Here is a 21,870-nt window from a genome sequence, read left to right on the forward strand (position 1 = left end):
CTTCACGAGCACCGCAAATGAATGACAAGCAAACACGTCATGAGCTGCAGGCCTATCGCGCCAGCCTGCTGCACTTCACCGACGACCCGGCGCATGCCGAACATGCGCATCGCTGGCATGAAGACGGTCTTCTGATCGTGGGCGATGGCCGCATCGTGGCGGCAGGCGATTACGCGCAGTTGCAATCGACGCTGCCGCCGCACACGCCGCTGCATGAGCATCGCGGCAAGATCATCCTGCCCGGCTTCATCGACACTCACATCCACTATCCGCAGACCGACATCATCGCCTCGCCCGCGCCGGGCCTGCTGTCATGGCTGGAGACTTATACCTTTCCCGCCGAGCACCGCTTCGACGACGCCGAACATGCGCGGGAAGTCGCCGATTTTTTTCTGGACGAACTGATGCGCTGCGGCACCACCACTGCGATGGTGTATTGCACCGTGCATCCGGCATCCGTCGAAGCGTTCTTCAACGCCAGCGAAGCGCGCAATCTGCGCATGGTGGCCGGCAAGGTGATGATGGACCGCAACTGCCCCGAATCATTGCGCGACGATGCGGAAAGCAGCGCGCGCGACAGCGAGGCGCTGATCAGGAAATGGCACAAGCGCGGCCGCCAGCTGTACGCCATCACGCCACGCTTTGCGGCGACTTCCAGCACCCTTCAGCTGCAACTCGCCGGCGAACTCGCACGCGCCCATCCCGATACCTTCATCCAGACGCATGTCGCGGAAAACACCGACGAAGTCGCATGGGTAAAATCCCTGTTTCCCGCTGCGCGCAGCTATCTGGATGTGTATGACAGACACGGCTTGATGCGCGAGCGCGCCATGTATGCGCACTGCATCTGGCTCGATGATGAAGATCGCGCCCGCATGGCGCATACCGGTACTGCAGCGGCGGTCTGCCCGACCTCCAATCTGTTTCTCGGCAGCGGCCTGTTCGACTTCGCACGCGCCGACGCGGCCCGCATGCCGCTCTCGCTCGGCACCGACGTCGGTGGCGGCACCTCATTCTCGATGCTGCGTACCATGAACGAAGCCTACAAGGTGGCGCGCATGGGCGGCACGCACCTGTCGGCCTTGCGCATATTCTACCTGGCGACGCTGGGCGGCGCGCGCAGCATGCGGCTGGAAGGCACGATAGGCAGTTTCGCCATCGGTGCGGAGGCGGATTTCATCATGCTCGATCCGAAGGCGACGCCTCTGCTTGCGCGCCGCGCGGCGCAGGCCGACAGTCTGGAGGAACTGCTGTTCGCCTTCGCCCTGCTGGGCGATGAGCGCATGGTGGCAGCGACCCATGTCGCGGGACGCTTGCGGCATGCGCTCAGGGCAGGCGCGCCTGCCTGATCGATGGCGCAGCCGAAATGACGACCAGCACGAGATGATCCGCAGCAGACGACACGATGCCGGTCATGTGCGAGGTGTACTGTCCGATCGCGAGAAAGCCGCCCGCGTTGAGCGCCCCCGCCACGAAGGACAGCGACACGCCAAGGTGAAAATTTGCACGGGTGGTCCGTTCGGTGGCGGCAAGTCCGCTCAGGTACGTGATCGGCATGGAGTGACCATCGGGGAGATGCGTTTCGACGCCTCTCGGTGTACGACCCGCGCCGCAGTCACAGCACCGCGCCGCGCGCGGCAACCGGCCACAGCGCCTCGACCTTGCCGTCGCGCACGCAGATCAGGGTGTCGTACAGATTGACGGTCGGGTCGCAATGACCGGGCACCAGCATCAGTTTCTCGCCCAGCGCCAGCGCCGCGCCGGCATCCGTCTTGAGCACGCCGTGTTTGTCGGAGGCCTTCAGATAGTGCAGATCGGGACGCTGCCACACCGTCGGCATGCCGGAATCGACGCTCGATGCCTTCAGGCCTGCGTCCACCACGGCGCGCTCGGCGGCGGGGCCGCTCATCACCGTGGTCAGCACGAACAGCGCATGCTCGAATGCGACATCGCCTTCGCCGCGCTGGTTGTCGCCGTAGTCGCGATCCATGAAGACGTAGGAGCCCGGCTGCAGTTCGTTGTACACGCCTGAATCGCGTTCGTGAATGAAGCTCCCGGTGCCGGCTCCCGTGACGATATCGACGGCGATGCCGCGCGCTTCGATGTCCTGCTTCGTCATCAGCGACAGCGCGGCGGCGCCGGCGATGGCGGCGGCACGATCCTGCGGCTGGCGCAGATGCTGGGCGCTGCCGTGATAACAATGCAGGCCGGCGAAGCGCAATGGCGGACTGGCGCTGATCAGGTCCGCGAGATGCACCGCGTCTTCTCCCGGCCTGACGCCGCAGCGATGCGCGCCGACATCGACCTCGATGTAGACGTCCAGCGGCGTATCGGCCTGCAGCGCGGCGCGCGCCAGTTCGTGCACCTGCGATGGATGATCGACCAGCACGCCGATGGCGGCCTTTGCGGCCAGTTCCATCAGATGCCGGATCTTGGCCGCGCCGACGATTTCGTTGGTGATGAGAATATCCCTGACACCGGCATCGACGAAGACCGCCGCTTCGCTGACCTTCTGGCAACAGATGCCGACCGCGCCGAGCGCGATCTGGCGCAAGGCGATTTCGGGGCACTTGTGGCTCTTGGCGTGCGGCCGCAGCCGGACATTGCGTCCCTTCACGGCCTGCGCCATGCGCTCGAGATTGCGTTCGAATGCATCGAGGTCGAGTATCAGCGCCGGGGTGTCGATGTCGGCGATCGCGTCGCCGGGTGTTGCCGCGTTCCAGGGAGCCATGGCAGTGAAAGCGTGACCTGGTTGAGATGCCGCCGCCACATTGCGGAGAAGCACCTTTCTCGTCACGCGAAGTGGATCGGAAAGATCACAGCATAGCCGCTTTTGATTCGCCTGCCATGCCGTTTCCCGCAACAAGCGGCCATGCCGCGCCTTATTCCTTGAAGTAGACGACCTGATGGGTGGCCGCCAGCAAGACGCCGTCGGCGTTCCAGACTTCCGCGCTCTGGTCGAAGAAACCTTTCCCGAAATGCAGCGCCCGTGCGACACCCAACAGCGGGCTGTTGCCCTGCGCGGCCAACTGGGTGGCGCTGGCGTGGAAGTAGGTGGTGAGCGTCACCGTGCCAATCGGCACCCATTTCGGCCGCCGCACGAAAATGCGCGGGAAGAAAGCGTCGCAAATCGCCGACAGCGACAGAAAGTCCAGCGGACGCGACGGTTGGTCGCGTATCCACAGGCGCGACTGCGACGGATGACCGCCGGTATCGGGCGTGCCCGGCCCGCCGTCAATGAAACGCATGTCATAGCAGGCAGTCCAGGCCGCGGCCGGAATGGCCGGCGTCGGCGTGATGCTGTCGGCGGGTGGCACGTGCGGGAAGGCGGCGTCGGTTGCGCTCCAGGTATCGCGCCGGATCGCCGTGACGGCGGTGGCGAACGCCGCCACCTCGCCAGCTTGAATCAGTTCGATGAACCAGTGTTGCGTGCTGCGGTTGGTCCGCACTGCCCTCGCATGAACAGAAAAGCTGCCATCGGCGATGGGTGCCGCGTAATGCACGGTCAGCGACAGCGGCTCGCCAAGGCGATCCGGATGGCACATCACTGCGTTGAGCAGGGTCGCACCGATCACGCCCCCGAAAGGACCGACCATGTTTCCGTAGGCTGCACTGGTGTGGCCGGTGTAGGTATTGTCGTCGTGTTTCGAGAGCGCAATGGCGGCGTCGAACACATGCATCGAAGCTTCGGGTGTCTCCATGTTCTTCCTTGTTTTTTTCTGTCCAGTGGAATGAAACTTTTTCTCGTTCCAATGCGTGGAACCGATGCATGCAGAAGGACGGCTCAAGCATGCCGCAAGCTAGGCGTCCCGAACCTGCAGCCGCAGTGAGTAGTCGTCAAACGCCTTCGCGCTCAGACCTGCGTCACAAACGCGACGCCGACCGCAATCACCGCAACGGCAAGCGCAATTGCCGAGAGTATCCGCTGCTGCTTCAACTGTCCTTCCAGCTGCCCGAACCGAGCCTCCACACGCTGCGCGATTTCACCGATCGCTTCCGCATGTTTCGCTGCAATATCCTGCAGTTCCAGTACATCCTTGTTCAGGGTTTCAAGCGCTTGCGCTTCGGGCGTCCCTTTCAGTTCCTTGTCCTTGCGGGAGCGGAACACACCACTCACCAACTCGATGACGTGCGGTGCGAGAAGACTGACGGTTTCTGTTGTGATCACTGGCATGTTTGTATCTTTGCAAAAAATGATTCTAATGAGCGAGATTGGCGGCTTCCGATACGGCATTACAGCATATCGCTTGCAAAAGATGTGCGTCTCGAGAAAATTCAGCACGTGCCGGCTTGCAGTTATTGCACGCAGCACATGATCCCACTTCCCTTGCTTTTGCTGTTGCCGAAAGTTTCGACAACGACAAGACGCATGTAGTACAGGGGGGAAATACCTGCCGCGGGACAGGACGGAAGGCGACCGCTATCGGCGATTTATGTCGTTGATTTTTCGCTTCATGATTTCGCGCTTCAAACTTTCAAATTGCGCGCGAATCTGTTTTTCAATTGCATGCGGACCGATGCCCGGCGGTACCCATACGGAAAACACCAATTCGCTATGGTAAAGAATCCACGTATCCGCACCTTCCGGCATCAATCGCGTCGTCGCCTCTCCGCTCGTGACACTGCCGCCGGCGGCGCTTGATCGGATTTGCTGAAAAGGAGACAACTCGATTTCCCGCACCGATTCGAAAGGCATGGAAAACGGGCCATAGGAAATGCTGCCCTTTTGCGCCACACGCATGCTGTTCCCGGTTTTTTCGATGATCTTGCTGGACTCCAGATTGGGCAGAAACTGCGCCATGTGGTCGTAGTCGATCAACACTTTCCAGGCATTCTGCGGATCGGCTTTCACCTGCATGCTGGCATCGATGATCACGGCACCCGCGCTCTTTCTGATCTCCACGGAAATCTCTCCGGCAGCATCGGCAGCAGCACTGGCGTGACATGCGACAAGCAACGCCAACGTGAACAAGCAGCGAACAAATGATGTCAACATTTGAGATGCGGCATCGTGAGGCATGCCGTTGTCATTGAACAATGGCAAGCGGGCCGGATTGCAGGAAAACTCGAAAACCCTTGTTCCTGATTGTAGTAAGGTTTGACGCACGGGATTCCTCCTGCATCAATTGCTTCTCGTATTCCGGAAAGCCGTGTTGCAGACTCTTTTTCATCGATGAAACAAGGCATGCCATGCAACAATCCGATCTCTCCAACTGCGACCAGATGCATGTCTTCGAAGCCGGCAATCGCGCGGCGGAACGCGGCACGCGCATGGTCATGTGGATCACCGCGGCAATGATGGTTGCGGAAATTTTCGCGGGCTGGTGGTTCAACTCGATGGCGCTGCTTGCCGACGGCTGGCACATGAGTTCGCATGCGGTTGCAATCGGTCTCAGCGCCTTCGCCTATGCAGCCGCGCGCCGCTACGCGCGCGATCCGCGCTTTGCCTTCGGCACGTGGAAGATCGAAGTGCTTGGCGGCTTCGTCAGCGCGCTGTTCCTGGTCGTCGTGGCGGTGCTGATGGTGGTCGGCTCGGTGGAACGCCTGCTGTCGCCACTGCCGATCCACTATCGGGAGGCGATGATCGTGGCGGCGATCGGGCTGGTCGTCAATATCGTTTGCGCCTTCATTCTCGAACGCGCGCGCGGCCCACACGAGCATGACGATCACGGCGGCGGCCATCATCATGACCTGAACCTGAAGGCGGCCTATGTGCATGTCGTGACCGACGCGGCAACCTCCGTGCTCGCCATCGTCGCGCTTGCCGGCGGCTGGCTGTACGGCTGGGCATGGCTGGACCCGGTGATGGGGATCGCCGGCGCGCTGCTGGTCGCGGTGTGGGCCAAAAACCTGATCAAGGAAACCGGCAAGGTCCTGCTCGACCGCGAGATGGATCATCCGGTTGTCGATGAGATCCGCGCAGCGGTCGAGACAGGGCCCGATGCGGGCAACACGCGCATCGTCGACCTGCACGTGTGGCGTGTCGGCAAACGCGCCTATTCCTGCGCGCTGGGCATCCTCACGCATGACCGCAGCCTGACACCGGATCGTGTGCGCGAACGGCTTGCATCGCACGATGAGATCGTGCATTCCACCATCGAGATCCAGCAGGGCAGCTGACGCCTGCACTGCTGCATGACCTCGACGCGATGCTGACCATGTAAGTGCATTCCTCGCTGCAGGGTTCGGGCGACGTTGCAGAAACTGCAAGAGAAACACGCGGATTCATGCCGTGATGACGTTCCCGTTCTTGGCATGAACCCTCCTGTCCGGCAACGGACATTCCACTCCCGCCGCTCCCCATTTATTGCTATATTGCACGCCTTGTCATTCGCGCCCCGTGCGGCTGAAAAAGGCGACCATGCGCTTCCTGCATACCTCCGACTGGCACCTCGGCCAGACCCTCCATCATTTCGAACGCAGCCATGAGCATCAACGCTTTCTCGACTGGCTGCTCGACACCATTGTCGCGGAGCAGGCGGAGGGCTTGCTGATCGCGGGCGACGTGTTCGACACCGCCAATCCATCGGCGGCATCGCAAAGGCAGTTCTACCGCTTCCTGCAACAGGCCAAGACGTGCGCCCCGCACCTGAATATCGTCATCATCGCGGGCAACCACGATTCGCCGGGCCGGCTCGAAGCGCCCGCGCCCCTGCTCGAAGAACTCGACATCGCCGTGGTCGGCAACGTTCGGCGTCTGGCCGACGGCGAGATCGATCTCGAACGGCTGGTGCTGCCGCTGAAGAACCGCGCCGGCGCCATCGCCGCGTGGTGTCTCGCCATTCCCTTCCTGCGCCCCGGCGACGTGCCGCGCGTCGAGACGCAGGGCGATGCCTACATGGAAGGCATGGCCCTGCTATACCGCCAGGCGCTGGAGCTGGCATTGCGCAGGCGCGAGCCGGGCCAGGCCATCGTCGCACTCGGCCATTGCCACATGACCGGCGGCGAGATATCGGCGGACTCGGAACGGCGCATCGTGATCGGCGGCGCGGAAGCCCTGCCTGCCAGCGCCTTTGCCCCCGCCATCGCGTACGCCGCACTCGGTCACCTGCATCTGGCGCAGCGCGTCGGGCAGCAGGAACATGTGCGCTACTGCGGCAGCCCGCTGCCGATGTCGTTTGCGGAGATCGGCTATGCGCACCAGATTCTGCGCGTCGATCTGGATGGCGAAGCGGTGCGCGGCATCGACGCGCTGCGCGTGCCGCGAACCGTCGAGCTGCTGCGCATTCCGCCGCAGCCCGCGCCGGTGGATGACGTGCTCGCGGCATTGCACGCACTCGATCTGCCCGCGCCATCCGACGCCAACACCCTGCCCTATCTCGAAGTGCGCGTACGGCTCGATGCGCCGGAACCGGGGTTGCGCAGCCGCGTCGAAGCCGCGCTCGAAGGCAAGCCGGTGCGCCTTGCAAGAATAGAAACCACCACCGCGCGCGCCGACACGACGACGCCGGCCGCGGTATCGCTCGACGATCTGGAGCGCCTGCGGCCGGACGATATCTTCAAGCAGCTGTACCACAACCGCTTCGGCAGCGACGCGCCGACCGACCAGCTGGCCGCCTTCGCCGAACTGCTGCTCGACCCTGCGGACAAGACCGCATGATGAAAGCCCGCCCATGAAAATTCTCGCGATACGCGGCAGGAACCTGGCCTCGCTGGCCGGGGAATTCGAAGTCGATTTCCGCCAGGAGCCGCTCGCCTCATCCGGCCTGTTCGCGATCAGCGGACCGACCGGCGCGGGCAAGAGCACGCTGCTCGACGCGCTCTGCCTCGCGCTGTACGACGCCACGCCGCGCCTGCTGAAAGCCGGCGGCAAGGGCATCGAACTGCCGGACGTCGGCGACAAGAAAGTCACGCCCTACGACACGCGCACGCTGCTGCGGCGCGGCGCGGCGGAGGCGCACGCCGAAGTCGATTTCGCCGGCAATGACGGCAATGCCTACCGCGCCCGCTGGAGCGTGCGGCGCGCCGGCGCAAAGACCGGCGGCGCATTGCAGCACATCGCCATGACGCTGACGAGCCTCGCGGACATGCTGCCGATCGGCGGCACCAGATCCGAAGTGAAAGCCGAAATCGCGCAACGCATCGGCCTGAGTTTCGAGCAGTTCACGCGCGCGGTGCTGCTGGCGCAGAACGAGTTCTCCGCCTTCCTGAAAGCCGACGACGGCGAACGCGGCGAACTGCTGGAAACGCTGACCGGCACCGCGCTGTATACCGACATCTCGCGCCGCGCATTCGAGCGCGCCAAGGCGGAAAGTGCGGCGTTGCAGAAACTGAACGACCGGCTGGCCGGCGTCAAGCCGCTCGACCAGGAAACGCGCGCACAGCGCGATCAGGACTGCCTGCAAGCGGTCAGCGCGCTGACCGCGCTGGAGCAGCGCAAGGACGCATTGGATGAACAGCTGCGCTGGCATCAGGCATGGCGTCAGGTGCAGCAGGGCGAGCAACTGGCGCATGACGAATGGCGAAGGCTGGCGGCCGAACATGCATCGGCGGCAGCGCGCCGCAGCGCATTCACGCTGATCGAATCGGTGCAAGCGGCGCGCCCCTTGCTGACCGAACACGAGCGCATCGCCGCCGAGATCGCGCAATGCCGACAAGCCATCGCGCAAGGCGAAACGGACCTCGCACAGATCGACAGCGCGCAGCGCGAAGCGGAAGGCACGTTGAAGAACGCCGAGCACGCCATGCACGATGCCGAACAGGCGCAGCACGCCGCGACACCCGACCTTGACCAGGCAAAGGCGCTCGACGCCCAGCGCGAAGCACTCGCACCGGCACGCGAGCAAGCCATGCGCACATTGGCGGAGGCACAAAGGTTCGAGGCATCGGCGCGGCACGCCGTGCAGGAGAACGACAAGCGCCGCGCGGAAACGCTGCAACGGCAAAACGCGGTCGAAGAATGGCTCGCGCAGAATGCCAAGCTGCAAGCGATTGCCGAAGGCTGGCCACGCTGGGACACGCTGTTCACGCAAGCGGCGCAGTGCGCGCGCGATCAGGCAACGCTCGCACAGACGCTCGCGGCAGCCCGGCAGGACGAAGAGCGCCGCAAAGCCGCCGCAGCCGAGTCGCATGCGAAGCTGACCGCTGCCGAAAAAACACTGGCCGGCGCGGATGCCCTGCGCATGCAAGCGAGCGAGCAGCTTGCCCGCTTCGACCTGCCAGCGTTGCATGCGCGCAAGCAGGCTGCGGAAGCGCGGCGCGACTTGCTTGCGACGGCGGAGCAGCTCTCGAGCAAGCACGCAGCCGCTCACGCGCAGCAATCCGGGTTGCGCGAAAAATCCGCACAGCTGCAGCAGGCGATCACGCAGGCCGAATCCGTTCTGGCGCAAGCGCGCCAGCATTTGCCGGTCGAGCAAGCCACGCTGGCACAGGCCGAACGATCGCTCAGAAAGGCCGAAGCGGCCTGCAGCGAAAACGTGGAAAGCTTGCGCGCCGCGCTCGAGCCGGACGCGCCCTGCCCCGTCTGCGGCGCGCCCGATCATCCCTATGCCACGCAGAACCCGCAGCTCGCATCGGCGCTTTCCGCGCTGCAGGAAGAAGTCGCGCAATGCCGCGCCCGCGTGCAGCACTTGCTGCAACAGCAGGCCACGCAGCAGGCCCTCGCCGACAACCACCACAGCCAGCACGAAGCCCTTGCGCTGCAGCTGCGCACACTGGACGAAACGGCATCCAGCGCCGCACTGTCATGGCACGCGCATCCCGTCGCGGCAGAACTGACGGCGATCGCAGCGGACGAACGCAGCCACTGGTTCACGCGCGAATTGCAGGCCGCACGCACTCAATTGCAGCAGATCGCCGACACCGATCAGCACGCACGCCAGGCCGCCGAAGCGCGTGACAAGGCGCAGACGGCATTCGACACCGCATCAAGGCAACACGCCGAATTGAAAGATGCCGTCGCCGCTGTCACGACCGCATTGACCATGGCCACCGCGGAACGCACAAACGCGGCAGAGAAGGTCGACAGCATTACGCACCGACTCGACGCCATGCTCGCCGATCTCGACATCGCATTCAACAATCAGGCGTGGCGCGAAGCATGGCGCAACGCGCCGGAAGCATTTCACGAACGGCGCAGGCAGCAGATCGCACAATGGCAGACGCAGTGCAGGGAACGAGAGGAATGCGGAGTCGCGCTCGGCAAGAACGAGGTGGCGCGCACCGCGCTCATCGAGGCGCTTGCCAGGGCCGAAGGCGACGCCCTGCGCGCATCCGAGGCACTATCGAGCAGCAATGCCAAGATGGACGCACTGCAAGCCGCACGGCAAACACTGTTCGGCGGCAAGACCGTCAACGCCATTCAGCAGGAACTCGGCAAGGCCATCGAGAACGCCAAAGCGGGCCTGACGGCGCAGACGCAAGCGATGCAGCAATGCATCACACGCCAGACCCGCTGCAAGGAAGCGCTGGCACTGTCACGCCAGCGGCTGACGCAGCAAACGCAGGCCGCAACGGCAGCCGCGACCGCACTCACGGAATGGATCGCACGGTTCAACGCCGCCAGCGACGCAAGCGCGATCGACATCGACCAGTTGCGCACACTGCTGACACACCCGGACGAATGGATCGCCAGCGAGCGCAGGCAACTGCAGCAGATCGATTCCGCCTTGCAAGGCGCAAAAACCGTGCTGCAGGAGCGCCAGGCGCAGCGCGCAGCGCATGAACAGCGGCGCACCGCAAACGACGACGAAGAGACCGTCAAGGATGCGCTGCAAAAGCTGATCGCTGAAAAGGACAGCCACAACGCCCGCGCAACGGAACTGCAACTCGCCCTCCGCGAAGACGATCAGCGCCGCCGGCAATCGGCCGCGATGACGGCGGAAATCGAAAATCAGGAAGCCGCCAACCGCCTGTGGGGCCAGTTGAACGAGCTGATCGGCTCGTCCGACGGCAAGAAATTTCGCAACTACGCACAGCAATTCACGCTCGACGTGCTGCTCGGCTACGCCAACCGCCACCTCGCCGAACTGGCGCGCCGCTACCGTCTGGAACGCATCAAGGACACCCTCGCGCTGATGGTCATCGACCAGGACATGGGCGACGAAATGCGCTCCGTCCATTCCCTCTCCGGCGGCGAATCCTTCCTCGTCTCGCTCGCACTCGCACTGGCGCTCGCCTCGTTGTCATCGAACCGCGTGCGCGTCGAATCTCTCTTCATCGACGAAGGCTTCGGCAGCCTCGACGCCGACACGCTCACCGTCGCCATGGAAGCACTCGACGGCCTGCAATCCATGGGTCGCAAGGTCGGCGTGATCTCGCACGTGCAGGAAATGACGGAGCGGATTGCGACGAAGATTCTGGTGCAGAGGACGGCGGGCGGAACGAGTCGGGTGGTGGTGGGGTAGGGATGGTGGTGGTTCCGTGTTGCTTCAAGTATGGCGAGGAATATCAACGTGCCAGCTTGCACTGATTTTTGGTGATTCAATAGGTGGACCGCTGTCGACCAAGAGCAGACCTTGACGCCAGTCGTCACTGCTACAGTACGGCATCCTAGGACAGACACTCATGACAACCGTTGCAAAGTAATTTTCGAAAACTACCATTACGCCACGGGTATCCTGATGCTTTCCTCTTTATGAGCCATTCGATTACCGAGATACTGGACAGACAAAGAAATGATGAGGCTATGAGCAATGTCGCCTGAGGAGATCATGAGTGAACGGCTAACAGATCTTAAGAACGTCCTTTTGACACTTAAGGCTGCTGGTGCTGCCGGTTTCGAGGGGTTTGTTCGAATTGCACTTACTGCACTAACGGACATTCCTTTTCGGCTGGCTGCAAGTGGTTTGCAGGGGGGAATGGATGGTGATGCGACGTTGCGAAGCGACGCCGTCAGTTTCGAAGCGAAACGATACTCCGGGGATATTCCACGAAATGAAGTCCTGACAAAGATCGTCGACCTCGCTCGCAACAAGGATGCCCCGGATCGACTTTGGGTTCTTGGGGCAACAACCGAGGTAAGCGCCCAGCTGGCATCCGCCATGCGAGAAGCAGGAGATCAATACGCAATCTCCACCCTGATCCTCGATTGGAGCACCGATCCCCTACCTCTTTTGGCGCTCGCCATCGTGGCCGCAGGCGACCCGGCGATAAATTTCCTGACTGCGCATTGCGACCCCAAACCTGACCGAACGAAACTTGCTCAAGCGTTCGAGGATATTTCGAAACACCCTGACTTCGACAGTCTGTTGCAAAAGCTCCGGTCGAGCCTGAACATTTCAACCCTAGCAATGGCACGCTCGATAGAGGTGAATGCGGCATGGCGGGCAGTCTCTTTCGGGTCTGAAAACGCCGCCAGAGAACGGTTGGGGCAAACATTGGCGGTTACCGCTCAACCTGAGTTGCCGCCATTGCGCGCAGCACAGCGGGATCAGGTGAAAAAGAGCTTGCAAGCCGGCCAGAGCATCATTCTGGCTGGCGAAGAGGGGCACGGTAAGTCATGGCTTGCTGCCCAGATTTGCTGCGACCATGAAGGCATCGCCCTCTTCGCGAGTGCGGAGCAGTTCGATAGCGTCGCTCCCCAAGCCCTCGACGAATATCTCATTGATCTCTTGATCAAACAGACCAGTGATGTGTCGGATGAAGCAATCAGGCTGAAATGGCGTCATCGGCTTGCTGCTTGGCAGAATCAACCACCGGCGTCTTCTTTGCTTGTCGTTATCGATGGCATCAATCAGCGGCAGAACTTTCGATGGGACCGACTCCTCAACGGTTTTCAGGAACGATTGCAGGCTATCGGAGGGCGCTTGGTCGTGACAGTGCGTCCACAGTTCTGGCAAAAAACCGTTGCTCCTGGCCTGACCTTCAAGCCGAAGCTGATCGATGTGCCTGAATGGTCACCGGATGAGCGTAACGAACTGCTACAGCATTATGGTATCAGCCTTGATTGGCTTGATGAGGCCACACTCCGGACTCTCAGCAATCCGCGCCTGCTTGGGGTCGCAGTCACCACTCTCCCTCATCGGAATTCCACAGCTTGGAAAGGGCTGACGACCGACAGGATTCTAATGGAGCATCTTCGGGCTTCGCAGCGAGAAAACTTCGAAGAAGAGACTCTGGCCGAGCTAACCAAGCGCCTCAGCAACCATGCAAAGGAAGTGCTGGAGCGAGTGCGTGCATCATCAGACGAGCCGTCGCAAAACTTTGAGGCAGACTCGACTGCTGTCATCGAAACACGCTTCTTCCGAACGCTCCCAGGACCGGGAGAAACTTATGAGCTTCGCAGTGAAGGGCTGACGCTCGCCCTTGGCTACACATTGATCGATCAGCTGTGGCAGGCGAGGCGATCTGACCTCGATCTTGGTGAGCGGATGACACATTTAATCGATCCAATCTACGCGATGGACCGGACCGTTGACGTCATGTTCGCGGCCCTGATGGTCTGTGCCCTCGACCCGATCCGTTTCGATCAAACCATTTTCGCTGCCCTCCTTGACGCATTCTCCAACCTTCAGAACATCAATGATCAACGCTTCGAGGAATTCGTCGGGATCGTAAAAAACCAGCCTACTGAACTCTTCAGCGCGTTGGGCGTTTTCACCCTCGAACGGGGGCGGCGCTTCAATCAAGACTGGTTCATTCATGCTGCGTTCGAGATCGCAGCTACAGACGAAGGCTGGCCAGCAGCCGAGACCGCCATTCATCACTGGCTGCATTGCTACAACAAAGATGCCGTCGAACAGACGAACCGCTATCCGAAGCACAATGAAGATGAAGACGCGAAACGTCTAGAGAAGGCACAGAAAGAAATCCAGGACGTTCTATTGTCTCTATCACCATTCGAAAGGAATCTGCTAGAGCAGATGACGGAGGTTGCTGGCGAAACGGACTCCTTGTTCACCCTCGCGCTTCAACTTCTTGCGGGCCGACCTCTCGCAGGATTTGCGAGCAGCTTTATCGCGCTAGGCCTTGGTTTCTCCCTTGATAGTAGTACTTGGTCTGCTCGAAAGGCCTTCCAGCAGTTGACAACCTTCAACAGGGCGGATCGCGAGCCAGCGAAGGAGGCGTTCCTGAAAGCAATTGAGCCACTCCGGTCTTCCAACACATCGCAGGCTGGTCAGTGGACGGTCGTACGTATGCTGTACGCAACTGGAGATGAGGCAGCCGCATCAGAAGCCAGCGCAATCGCCCAGAAACTGCGTGAGGATTGGTTTCATTGGAAGCCATCGCCCGATGAATGGCGCAAATCGCGCGTCGCTGATCCAAATGCAACCAGGCCAGTTGATATTGACACGGGGCTAAGCAATTTTTGCGCTATCCGACTCGACAGCGTCCTGCAATCCATGGAGCAAAGGAAGGAGGACCATGATCTGGGGCAGTTCTTCCCTGTAGCATGCCGCTTTGAACCCGAAGTTGCCACTGAGAAGGCCCGTCAAATTTTGTCAAGCCTTCTTACTCGAACTGCGTTTCCATTGCGCCAATTGATCTTCAATGGCACCGAATATGCCCCTTTACTGACCCGCGACATAGCGGTTCAACTGATTACGCGGGTGACTGATACCGATATGGTCCAAACCCTTTCGGAGCAGGAGCAAAACGTCCTACGAATGTTCCTGTTTAGCTACGTGGTTCCCCATCTGACACCGGCGGAACAGCTCGACTGCATGATTGATCCGGCGTTTGGGACAGACTACCTCCTCGAGGTTATTCCCAGTCTGAAATCCCAGCCAACCGAGGCCATTCTCGATGCACTGCAAGCGGCATTGGACGCGAAGAACGAAGGGGCCGCTTACGGCGCTCTGGCAGCCGCACGTTACGGCAACACGCCAATCACAACGGAACTGGAGTCCCTCATACTACGCTGCCGCAGCGCGGAATCGTCAAAACTCCGCTCGCTCTCCTTCGGGCTGGCTATCCATGGGGATCTGAAGACACTCAGAGACGCTCATGTCCAAAGCGACTGGTCCGCGTGTGCAACGGATACGAGGACTTATGAGAGTTGGTTCGGCTCCATGCTGCTCGCCGAAGCCTGTGCTAAAAATGAACTCGCTATTGATGAGATGCTGAAGAGGATAAACCCAAAAACGTGGTTCGCCGCCGCCGAGCGCGTTGGTGAGGCGATAATCAAGCCATTGGCTGACCATTTTCTGCACTGCCTACAAGGCGCAATTGGAGCGACCAAGAATCTGGCACCTCCTGCTGCGGACTTCACCCTTTCAACGGTTGAATCGGCTCCTTATCCCTTCCTTTCTGTCGATGAAACAGATCGCGACGATGGGCGTTTCCCGCGTCAGAAAACACTCAAAGAAATGTTTGGAAAAGATGATGATTTTTACGAGAAACAGGATCGTCTTCGTGCGATCTCTGACGCCTTCTTCGAGGGCCTAAAAGGCTCAGACGCACGGCTCTTGGCCGAGTGTATGACCATTGATGACTTAGGCCTACTCGTCCGCGCCGACACTATGGTCCTGCCTCAGATACTCGAAATTCTGGAGCAGGCGAGTAGCACTGAACTCATATGGCTGAAAAACCTCGCTTTCGTTGTCGCCAATCTCGTGTCGAAAGATATGCCGGAGAGAGCGGTGACTCTTTTCGAGAAGGCTCTGACAACTCAAGGTTTTGTTACCTATGCCCTTGAGGATGATTTGACGCTTGAACATGAAGCGATTTGGTCAAGCGCGCCTTCAGAGGCAATGAGTACGCTTTGGCGTCAGCGCCTGCTTAAATCTGGCAATGATGAAGCCTTGGCCCGCGAGGTAGTCGCGGCAGAGCGGTTTGGCGCCGCGACTTTCATCAGGGATTTCGTCGAGGAACAAGCGGATAGCGCATCGACGCTTGATCAAGCTTATGCCATCTCTGTCGCTGGGTTTTCGACGCAGGCTGAACAATTAGTTGGCGTCATCGAGGATCACTTGGACGACAACGGAATTACCGGCGATGCGGCAAAAAAGGCAAAGGCAGCACATGAAGCAGCCCAGTGGAGTAGGAAGTGGGTTAATGATATGTGCGCCGCACAGTCCCCGGAAGAATTCTTGCGCTGTCTGATCATTTCAAAAACCTGCATGGATGCGCGGGCGTCCGCCAAGCCAATACTAGGCATTAGGTGGGCACACTATGCGCCCCTCTTCAGGAAAGTTAGAAAGGCGGCAATCAAGGAACAAAACAAAACTCGAAAGAATACATTCCTTGGGCGAGAAGCACCGGACGGGATCTTTGTCACTGGATACTGAAAAGTGGAAGAGCATCCTTCCATTTGTGTCATCAGCTGTCCATCAGGGTTGACGCGGACCTTCGCGCATGACGCAGCGAATGACGGTTTTCCGCTCCGTTGCTGTGACACCTGCCAGGCGACGTTTTATAAACGACTGTTTTGGGTCGTAACCGGCCTCGACATAATGGTCGCAATGGACTCAAAGTTCACAATGACGAAGCCGCATTGCAAGCACAGTACACGTTCATCCGTCTTCGGATTCAATCCGTCGCTCCTGCATCGCAACGCCCGTCAAGTATTCGAAGCTCCTGCTTCTGACCTTGCGCCATGCAGCGAACTGCCCCGGTTCACGCGCCAATCAGCATGCACGGATATCGCCCGCACCCCGGCGTAAAAACCTCACCCATTCCGCGCAGCCGCCGCAGCCGAGAACTCCGCAAACCCGCGCACAAACTGCTGCAACTGCGCCTTCACTTTCTCATCCACCATTTCCCCCGCATCATTGAACACGCTCCCGGCGCGTGACACGAGCAGGCGGCCGCCATACCATGGCCGCGTACCCAGTGTGCGCAGCACGGGCAGCCACGCGTTCTGCGAAAGGATGGTGCCGAAGCCGCCGGGGGATGCGCCGATGACGGCGACCGGGCGGCTGCCGAAGACGCGCGGGATGTCGGCCGGCGGCCTTGAGAGCCAGTCGATCGCGTTCTTGAACACGCCGGGAATGCCGTTGTTGTATTCGGGGGTCACCAGCAGCAGGCCGTCGGCGGCGGCGATGCGGTCCTTGAGGCTTGCCACTGCCTGCGGGATGCCTTCGTTGGCCTCGACATCGCCGTCATAGAGGGGAATGCCCTTGATGCTGGCAATCTCCAGCGTCGTGCCGTCAGGCACCAATCCTGCCGCCGCGCGCAGCAGCGACGCATTGAACGACGCCGCACGCAGGCTTCCTGCAAGTCCGACGATGGTGGTCATGTTCTCTCCTGTCTGCCGATGTTGGAATGCTGTTCGATTGATGCGCCCTGTGCGGTATGCGTCATGCCGCTACACAAAGCGCCGGATGCATTTGCGCGACTTGTCCGCCACATCTCGACAACCGCTGTCCATCGTCCGCTTGTGCTGCTGGAACGTGAAAAAGACGTCGGCAGAACCGTAGCGGAACCGCCACAGGCGAGCGCGATTGCGCGCAAGACACGTCGCCGTGCGCGTGCTTGCATCTGTATGGTAAGTGAGGACTGCGCATGCAGACGGAGGCCATCGGGTCCAGCAGCTTGATCGCCCTCAAACAAGCGGGCTTCTTTCCGTTCCCGCAGCATTGCAGACATGGAAATGCGAATGACACAGGCATCACACCGACATGTCGGAACGAAAACGTGGCTTTATGGAAAATATCGCGCACGCGTCCTTGCAGGCTTGTCCATGACTTCGTCCGTGCCGAGGCATCTGCACGGTTCGGCCGCATGGCCGCGCATCGCAAAGGTCAGGAATCAAGATGACGATCGGCGCGACGCAGACGCATGTCCCTTCAAGGGGAAAGGTGGAGCAAGGAATTCGAACGGCATGTCGTCCGCCTTCCAATCGATCCACGCCTGCAAGCGCGGATGCGTCCTGCGAGGAGGGATGAGGATGGGTTTTCCTCTGTGGTCTGCAACCCATCCTCCCTTGCAGGAGAGGGAACGAGATCATGGATCTGTCGCCCAGGTTCCTGAGTGATCTGCAAAGGCAGCGCACGGCGCCATCGATGCGACGTGCAGTCAGTGTGCCGGCGGCGCGACCTTCCTGTCGGAAGCGATCACGCCGCACCTGGCTGTCGCCTCCGTCGCAATCCCGGGCGGCATCGCCCTGGTGCTGACCAGCAGATCGCAGAAAGCACGCGCAGCACTGCAAAGCGGCGACATTCGGTGCAACGGCAGTCTTCTTCATTGCGGGTGCAACGCCCCGCATCCTTCGGTATGGGTGCGCCTTGATGATCGCCCCTGTCATCGACGACTCTTCTGCGCATGTCAGCTACGCCATACACCTTCCTGACGTGGCGCGCACCCAAGAGGTGCAGGCACGCACCAGTGCGACTTCCTTCGCTTTCATCTCGTGCAGATCGGCGTCTCCCGTCTCGCCTGCGGCAGCGCCTTTCGGCCAATCCACGGGGACGAAGGGATATGGCACAGCCCTTGCTATGACGTAACTCAGCTTGTACACAAGAAGGTATTCCAATTACCGGCTCGGTGTTCACATGCGCAATGCGCTTACTCGTCAACCAAAAAGGATCAGCCATGCACTCACGCAGAAAATTTCTTGCCTCCCTGATTGCCGCATCGTTTGCCTGCGCCGCAGGTTCCACTTCCGCACTGGCGGCGGATCAGGTGATCCGGGTCGGCACGCTCAAGCTGATGCATGGCATCACGCCCTACTTCTACGACAAGTTCACTCCTGCGGGCTACAAGATTGAAGTGGTTCCATTTGAAACACCGACCGATGGCAAGAACGCCGTGGTGACGAAGTCGGTTGATTTCGGCACCTACGGTCTGGCAGCGGCAACGCTGGGTGCGGCCGCCGGCGAGCCGGTAGTCGTGATCGCGGCGCAATGCAACCGCGGCATGGCCGTGGTCGCGCGCGCCGACGGCAAGATCGATTCGATCAAGGCGCTCAAGGGTCACAAGGTCGGCATCCTGCCCGGCTCGACGCAGGAAGTGGTGATCCTCGACCGCCTGAAGGCGGAAGGGCTGACCGTCAAGGACATCAAGCCGGTGCGCGTGTCCTTCAGCGAGATGGCTTCGGCGCTGGAACGCGGCGACATCGACGCCTTCGTCGGTGCCGAGCCCGGTCCGTCGATCAGCGTCGGCAAGGGTGTGGGCAAGGTGGTCGAGTATCCGTACTCGACGCCGACCGGCTCGGTCAACATGGTGATGACGACGCACGCCGATACCGTCAAGGACAAGAAGGAACTGGTCAAGGTCTTCCTCGACATCCATCGCAAGGCCACCGAATACGTGATGGGCAACCGCGCCGCTTTCGTCCAGATGACGGAACAGAAGCTCGGCCTGCCGGCGAAGACGGTGGAGCTCGCCGCGCCGAACGTGGAGCTGACCTGGAAGATCGACGACGATTGGCTCACGCGCGCGAAGTACTACGGTTCGCAGATGCTCGACAAGAAACAGATCCGCCAGTTGCCTGACTACGGCAGCTTCGTCAACGCCAGCTTCAACCCCGCAGGCAAATAAGCATTGCATTCACTGGAAGGACAGTCGTGGAACACACCGCCGAATTACCGATGAAAATCGCGAGTCCGGAAGTCTGGCCGCGTATCAAACGATGGTTGACGCCAATCGTCGTGCCCTTGCTGCTGCTGGCGGGCTGGGATGCCGGCGTCCGCATGAGCGGTACGCAGCTCATCCCCCTGCCGAAAGACATCGGCCTGATGCTGTATGACTTCGCCTTCGGCGGCGTGTATGACGATACCTTCAGCGAGACGCTGCTGCTGCATCTGTGGAAATCGATGATGCGTGTCTACGGCGGCTTCCTTGCCGCCGCGCTGGTCGGCATTCCGCTCGGCTTGCTGATCGGCCGCATCAAGCTGATCCGCAACCTGCTCGACCCGACGCTGCAATTGCTGCGCCCAGTGCCGGTCACGGCCTGGCTGCCGCTGTCGATGATCTTCTTCGGCATCGGTCCCAACGCGGCGATCTTCCTGGTGTTCCTCGGCGCCTTCTATCCGATCGTGTTCAACACCATCTTCGGCGTCAAGGCAGTCGACAATCGCCTGTTCGAGGCGGCATCCATGCTGGGCTGCGCCGGCTCGTCGATGTTCCGTCAAGTGGTGCTGCCGGCGGCGATGCCGTCGATCCTGAACGGCTTGCGCCTCGGCCACGGCTTCGCGTGGATCCTGATCGTGGTCGGTGAAATGACCGGCGTGCCGGAAGGGCTGGGCGCCGTCATCATGGACGGGCGCATGCTGTCGCGCACCGATCTGGTGATTGCCGGCATGGTCGTGATCGGCATCACCGGCTATGTCACCGACCGCGTGCTGGTCGCCATCAACAACCGTCTGCTCAAATGGAGCCCGCAACATCATGTCTGAAATTCATTCGGAGCGCCGCCCCTTGCCGGCGATCGACATCAAGGGTGTCAGCAAGTTCTTCTCCATCGGCGGCCAGACCGTGCAGGCGCTGCGCGAGGTCAACCTGAGCATTAAAAAGGGCGAATTCGTGTGCCTGATCGGCGCTTCCGGCTGCGGCAAGTCGACGCTGCTGCGGATCATGGCCGGTTTCGAAACCGCCTCGTCCGGCAGCGTAAGTATGTACGGCATGCCGGTCACCGGCCCGAGCCCGGAGCGCGGCATGGTGTTCCAGGATTACGGCCTGTTCCCGTGGCTGACGGTGAAGGAGAACATCGGCTTCGGCCAGCGCCAGCGCAATCTGTCGAAAGCCAGGCTGGAGGAACTCTCGGCGCATTACACCGACATGGTGGGCCTCACCAAGTTCGCAAACTACTATCCGGGCCAGCTGTCCGGCGGCATGAAGCAGCGCGTCGCGATTGCGCGTGTGCTGGCCAACGACTGCGAGGTGCTGCTGATGGATGAGCCGTTCGGCGCGCTCGATGCGCTGACGCGCGAAAAGCTGCAGCAGGACTTGCTGGAAATCTGGGAACGCACCAAGGTCACCGTCGTGTTCGTCACGCATGCGGTGGAAGAGGCGGTGATGCTGTCGGACCGGGTGGTGGTGATGACCGCAGGTCCGGGCCGGATCGAGGAGGATATCAAGCTCGACCTCGCACGCCCGCGCGACATCACGGCAATCGAGTTCAACAAGGTGCGACGCGATATCACGCAATACCTGAGCAGTCACGTCTCCCGCAAGATGGCCGCATGACGGAGATTGCATGAAGGCGGTTTATCGCGGCATGGATCAGGCGGCGCTGGACGCCGGCTATAACAACTCGGCAGCGGTTCGCAACAGCGGCCTGCTGCTGCAGGATTTCGACCGCCGCAGCGCTGCCTTGCGGGCAGCGCATGACGCGCATCTGGACCTTCGCTACGGCCCGGCACCGCGCAATCGCATCGACTACTTCGCGGCGGACAGGCCCGGTTCCCTGCTGATCTTCATTCATGGCGGCTACTGGCAAATGCGGGCCAAGGAAACCTTCAGCTTCCTGGCATCCGGCCCGCTCGCGCACGGCATGCATGTGGCGATGATCGGCTACACGCTGGCGCCGGACATTTCCCTCGCCGGCATTGTCGATGAAGTATGCGCAGCGATCACATGGCTGAAAATTCATGCTGCCGATCTCGGTGGCGACCCGGACAGGATGATCGTGTCGGGCTGGTCCGCCGGCGGCCATTTGACTGCAATGTGTCTGGAGCAGCCCGGCGTCATCGGCGGCCTGGCGATCAGCGGCATCTACGATCTGGAGCCGGTGCGCTTGTCATATCTGAATGAAAAACTGCGATTGACGGAGGAGGACGAGCGCTCCCTCAGTCCCTTGCACCGTCCCCTGAGTCCGCGTCCGCTAGTGCTGGCCTGCGGCACCGCCGAATTGTCCGAGTTGCAGCGGCAATCGGAACAGTTCGCGGCAGCGCGCAGCGGCTTGCCGGGGAAATTGCTGCCGCTGGCGCAGCATGATCACTTCACGATTCTCAACGAACTTGCGGACCCGCAAGGTGTTCTCGCGCTGGAAGCATGTGCGCTGGCAGGCCTTGGCGCAGACGCTGATTGAGCAGATCAGCGAAGGTT

14 protein-coding genes and 1 pseudogene are annotated in these 21,870 nt (G+C 60.9%); 9 read left to right on the forward strand and 6 right to left on the reverse strand.

What is annotated here, in order from left to right:
* The first annotated feature begins 17 nt into the window (after positions 1-17).
* Positions 18-1,349, forward strand: a complete 1,332-nt coding sequence (gene guaD, locus D3870_RS20345; RefSeq protein ID WP_119742885.1) for a guanine deaminase — start codon at positions 18-20, stop codon at positions 1,347-1,349.
* A 25-nt stretch (positions 1,350-1,374) separates the two neighbouring features.
* On the opposite strand, the pseudogene D3870_RS20350 reads toward guaD, so the two are convergent.
* From D3870_RS20350 to D3870_RS20370, 5 genes and pseudogenes are all read right to left on the reverse strand, one after another.
* Positions 1,375-1,557, reverse strand: a pseudogene (locus tag D3870_RS20350) (DUF1275 family protein); the annotation flags it as partial.
* Between the two features lie 58 nt (positions 1,558-1,615).
* Positions 1,616-2,731, reverse strand: coding sequence for a DSD1 family PLP-dependent enzyme (locus D3870_RS20355; protein ID WP_119742887.1), 1,116 nt, complete (start codon positions 2,729-2,731; stop codon positions 1,616-1,618).
* A 151-nt stretch (positions 2,732-2,882) separates the two neighbouring features.
* Positions 2,883-3,701 carry an acyl-CoA thioesterase gene (locus tag D3870_RS20360; RefSeq protein ID WP_119742888.1) on the reverse strand — a complete coding sequence of 273 codons (819 nt, stop codon included), beginning with the start codon at positions 3,699-3,701 and terminating at the stop codon, positions 2,883-2,885.
* Between the two features lie 152 nt (positions 3,702-3,853).
* Positions 3,854-4,174: a hypothetical protein gene (locus tag D3870_RS20365; RefSeq protein WP_119742889.1), complete on the reverse strand. Its 321-nt coding sequence runs from the start codon at positions 4,172-4,174 to the stop codon at positions 3,854-3,856.
* Between the two features lie 246 nt (positions 4,175-4,420).
* Positions 4,421-4,903, reverse strand: coding sequence for an SRPBCC family protein (locus D3870_RS20370; RefSeq protein ID WP_158590536.1), 483 nt, complete (start codon positions 4,901-4,903; stop codon positions 4,421-4,423).
* A gap of 287 nt (positions 4,904-5,190) precedes the next feature.
* Between D3870_RS20370 and dmeF the strand changes: the two genes are divergently transcribed.
* The 4 genes from dmeF (at position 5,191) to D3870_RS20390 (ending at position 16,169) form a co-directional block, all read left to right on the forward strand.
* A complete protein-coding gene (dmeF, locus tag D3870_RS20375) occupies positions 5,191-6,120 on the forward strand; it encodes a CDF family Co(II)/Ni(II) efflux transporter DmeF (protein WP_119742891.1) in 930 nt (309 codons plus the stop codon).
* Between the two features lie 241 nt (positions 6,121-6,361).
* Positions 6,362-7,600, forward strand: a complete 1,239-nt coding sequence (locus tag D3870_RS20380; RefSeq protein WP_119743185.1) for an exonuclease SbcCD subunit D C-terminal domain-containing protein — start codon at positions 6,362-6,364, stop codon at positions 7,598-7,600.
* Positions 7,601-7,613: 13 nt separating this feature from the next.
* Positions 7,614-11,345, forward strand: a complete 3,732-nt coding sequence (locus D3870_RS20385) for an AAA family ATPase (RefSeq protein ID WP_119742892.1) — start codon at positions 7,614-7,616, stop codon at positions 11,343-11,345.
* A gap of 306 nt (positions 11,346-11,651) precedes the next feature.
* A complete protein-coding gene (locus tag D3870_RS20390; protein WP_147375890.1) occupies positions 11,652-16,169 on the forward strand; it encodes a hypothetical protein in 4,518 nt (1,505 codons plus the stop codon).
* A 380-nt stretch (positions 16,170-16,549) separates the two neighbouring features.
* Here the strand turns inward: D3870_RS20390 and D3870_RS20395 are convergent, their stop codons facing one another.
* Positions 16,550-17,119 carry an NADPH-dependent FMN reductase gene (locus D3870_RS20395; RefSeq protein WP_119742894.1) on the reverse strand — a complete coding sequence of 190 codons (570 nt, stop codon included), beginning with the start codon at positions 17,117-17,119 and terminating at the stop codon, positions 16,550-16,552.
* Between the two features lie 1,295 nt (positions 17,120-18,414).
* Here D3870_RS20395 and D3870_RS20405 point away from each other — a divergent pair.
* From D3870_RS20405 to D3870_RS20420, 4 genes are read left to right on the forward strand one after another with little or no spacing between them, the layout of a single operon-like run.
* Positions 18,415-19,362: an ABC transporter substrate-binding protein gene (locus D3870_RS20405; protein WP_119742895.1), complete on the forward strand. Its 948-nt coding sequence runs from the start codon at positions 18,415-18,417 to the stop codon at positions 19,360-19,362.
* A gap of 50 nt (positions 19,363-19,412) precedes the next feature.
* Positions 19,413-20,219, forward strand: a complete 807-nt coding sequence (locus D3870_RS20410) for an ABC transporter permease (protein ID WP_119743186.1) — start codon at positions 19,413-19,415, stop codon at positions 20,217-20,219.
* A complete protein-coding gene (locus D3870_RS20415; RefSeq protein WP_119742896.1) occupies positions 20,212-21,009 on the forward strand; it encodes an ABC transporter ATP-binding protein in 798 nt (265 codons plus the stop codon). The genes D3870_RS20410 and D3870_RS20415 overlap by 8 nt, the downstream gene beginning before the upstream one ends.
* A 10-nt stretch (positions 21,010-21,019) precedes the next feature.
* Complete coding sequence (locus tag D3870_RS20420; RefSeq protein ID WP_119742897.1) at positions 21,020-21,853, forward strand: alpha/beta hydrolase; 834 nt, start codon at positions 21,020-21,022, stop codon at positions 21,851-21,853.
* The last annotated feature ends 17 nt before the right edge of the window (positions 21,854-21,870 follow it).

Source organism: Noviherbaspirillum cavernae (genome assembly GCF_003590875.1).
Taxonomy (GTDB): domain Bacteria; phylum Pseudomonadota; class Gammaproteobacteria; order Burkholderiales; family Burkholderiaceae_D; genus Noviherbaspirillum; species Noviherbaspirillum cavernae.

Coding starts and splice junctions, on each gene's coding strand:
- guaD (WP_119742885.1), top strand. CDS start 18: ATGAATGACAAGCAAACACGTCATGAGCTGCAGGCCTATCGCGCCAGC.
- D3870_RS20355 (WP_119742887.1), bottom strand. CDS start 2,731: ATGGCTCCCTGGAACGCGGCAACACCCGGCGACGCGATCGCCGACATC.
- D3870_RS20360 (WP_119742888.1), bottom strand. CDS start 3,701: ATGGAGACACCCGAAGCTTCGATGCATGTGTTCGACGCCGCCATTGCG.
- D3870_RS20365 (WP_119742889.1), bottom strand. CDS start 4,174: ATGCCAGTGATCACAACAGAAACCGTCAGTCTTCTCGCACCGCACGTC.
- dmeF (WP_119742891.1), top strand. CDS start 5,191: ATGCAACAATCCGATCTCTCCAACTGCGACCAGATGCATGTCTTCGAA.
- D3870_RS20380 (WP_119743185.1), top strand. CDS start 6,362: ATGCGCTTCCTGCATACCTCCGACTGGCACCTCGGCCAGACCCTCCAT.
- D3870_RS20385 (WP_119742892.1), top strand. CDS start 7,614: ATGAAAATTCTCGCGATACGCGGCAGGAACCTGGCCTCGCTGGCCGGG.
- D3870_RS20390 (WP_147375890.1), top strand. CDS start 11,652: ATGAGTGAACGGCTAACAGATCTTAAGAACGTCCTTTTGACACTTAAG.
- D3870_RS20395 (WP_119742894.1), bottom strand. CDS start 17,119: ATGACCACCATCGTCGGACTTGCAGGAAGCCTGCGTGCGGCGTCGTTC.
- D3870_RS20405 (WP_119742895.1), top strand. CDS start 18,415: ATGCACTCACGCAGAAAATTTCTTGCCTCCCTGATTGCCGCATCGTTT.
- D3870_RS20410 (WP_119743186.1), top strand. CDS start 19,413: ATGAAAATCGCGAGTCCGGAAGTCTGGCCGCGTATCAAACGATGGTTG.
- D3870_RS20415 (WP_119742896.1), top strand. CDS start 20,212: ATGTCTGAAATTCATTCGGAGCGCCGCCCCTTGCCGGCGATCGACATC.
- D3870_RS20420 (WP_119742897.1), top strand. CDS start 21,020: ATGAAGGCGGTTTATCGCGGCATGGATCAGGCGGCGCTGGACGCCGGC.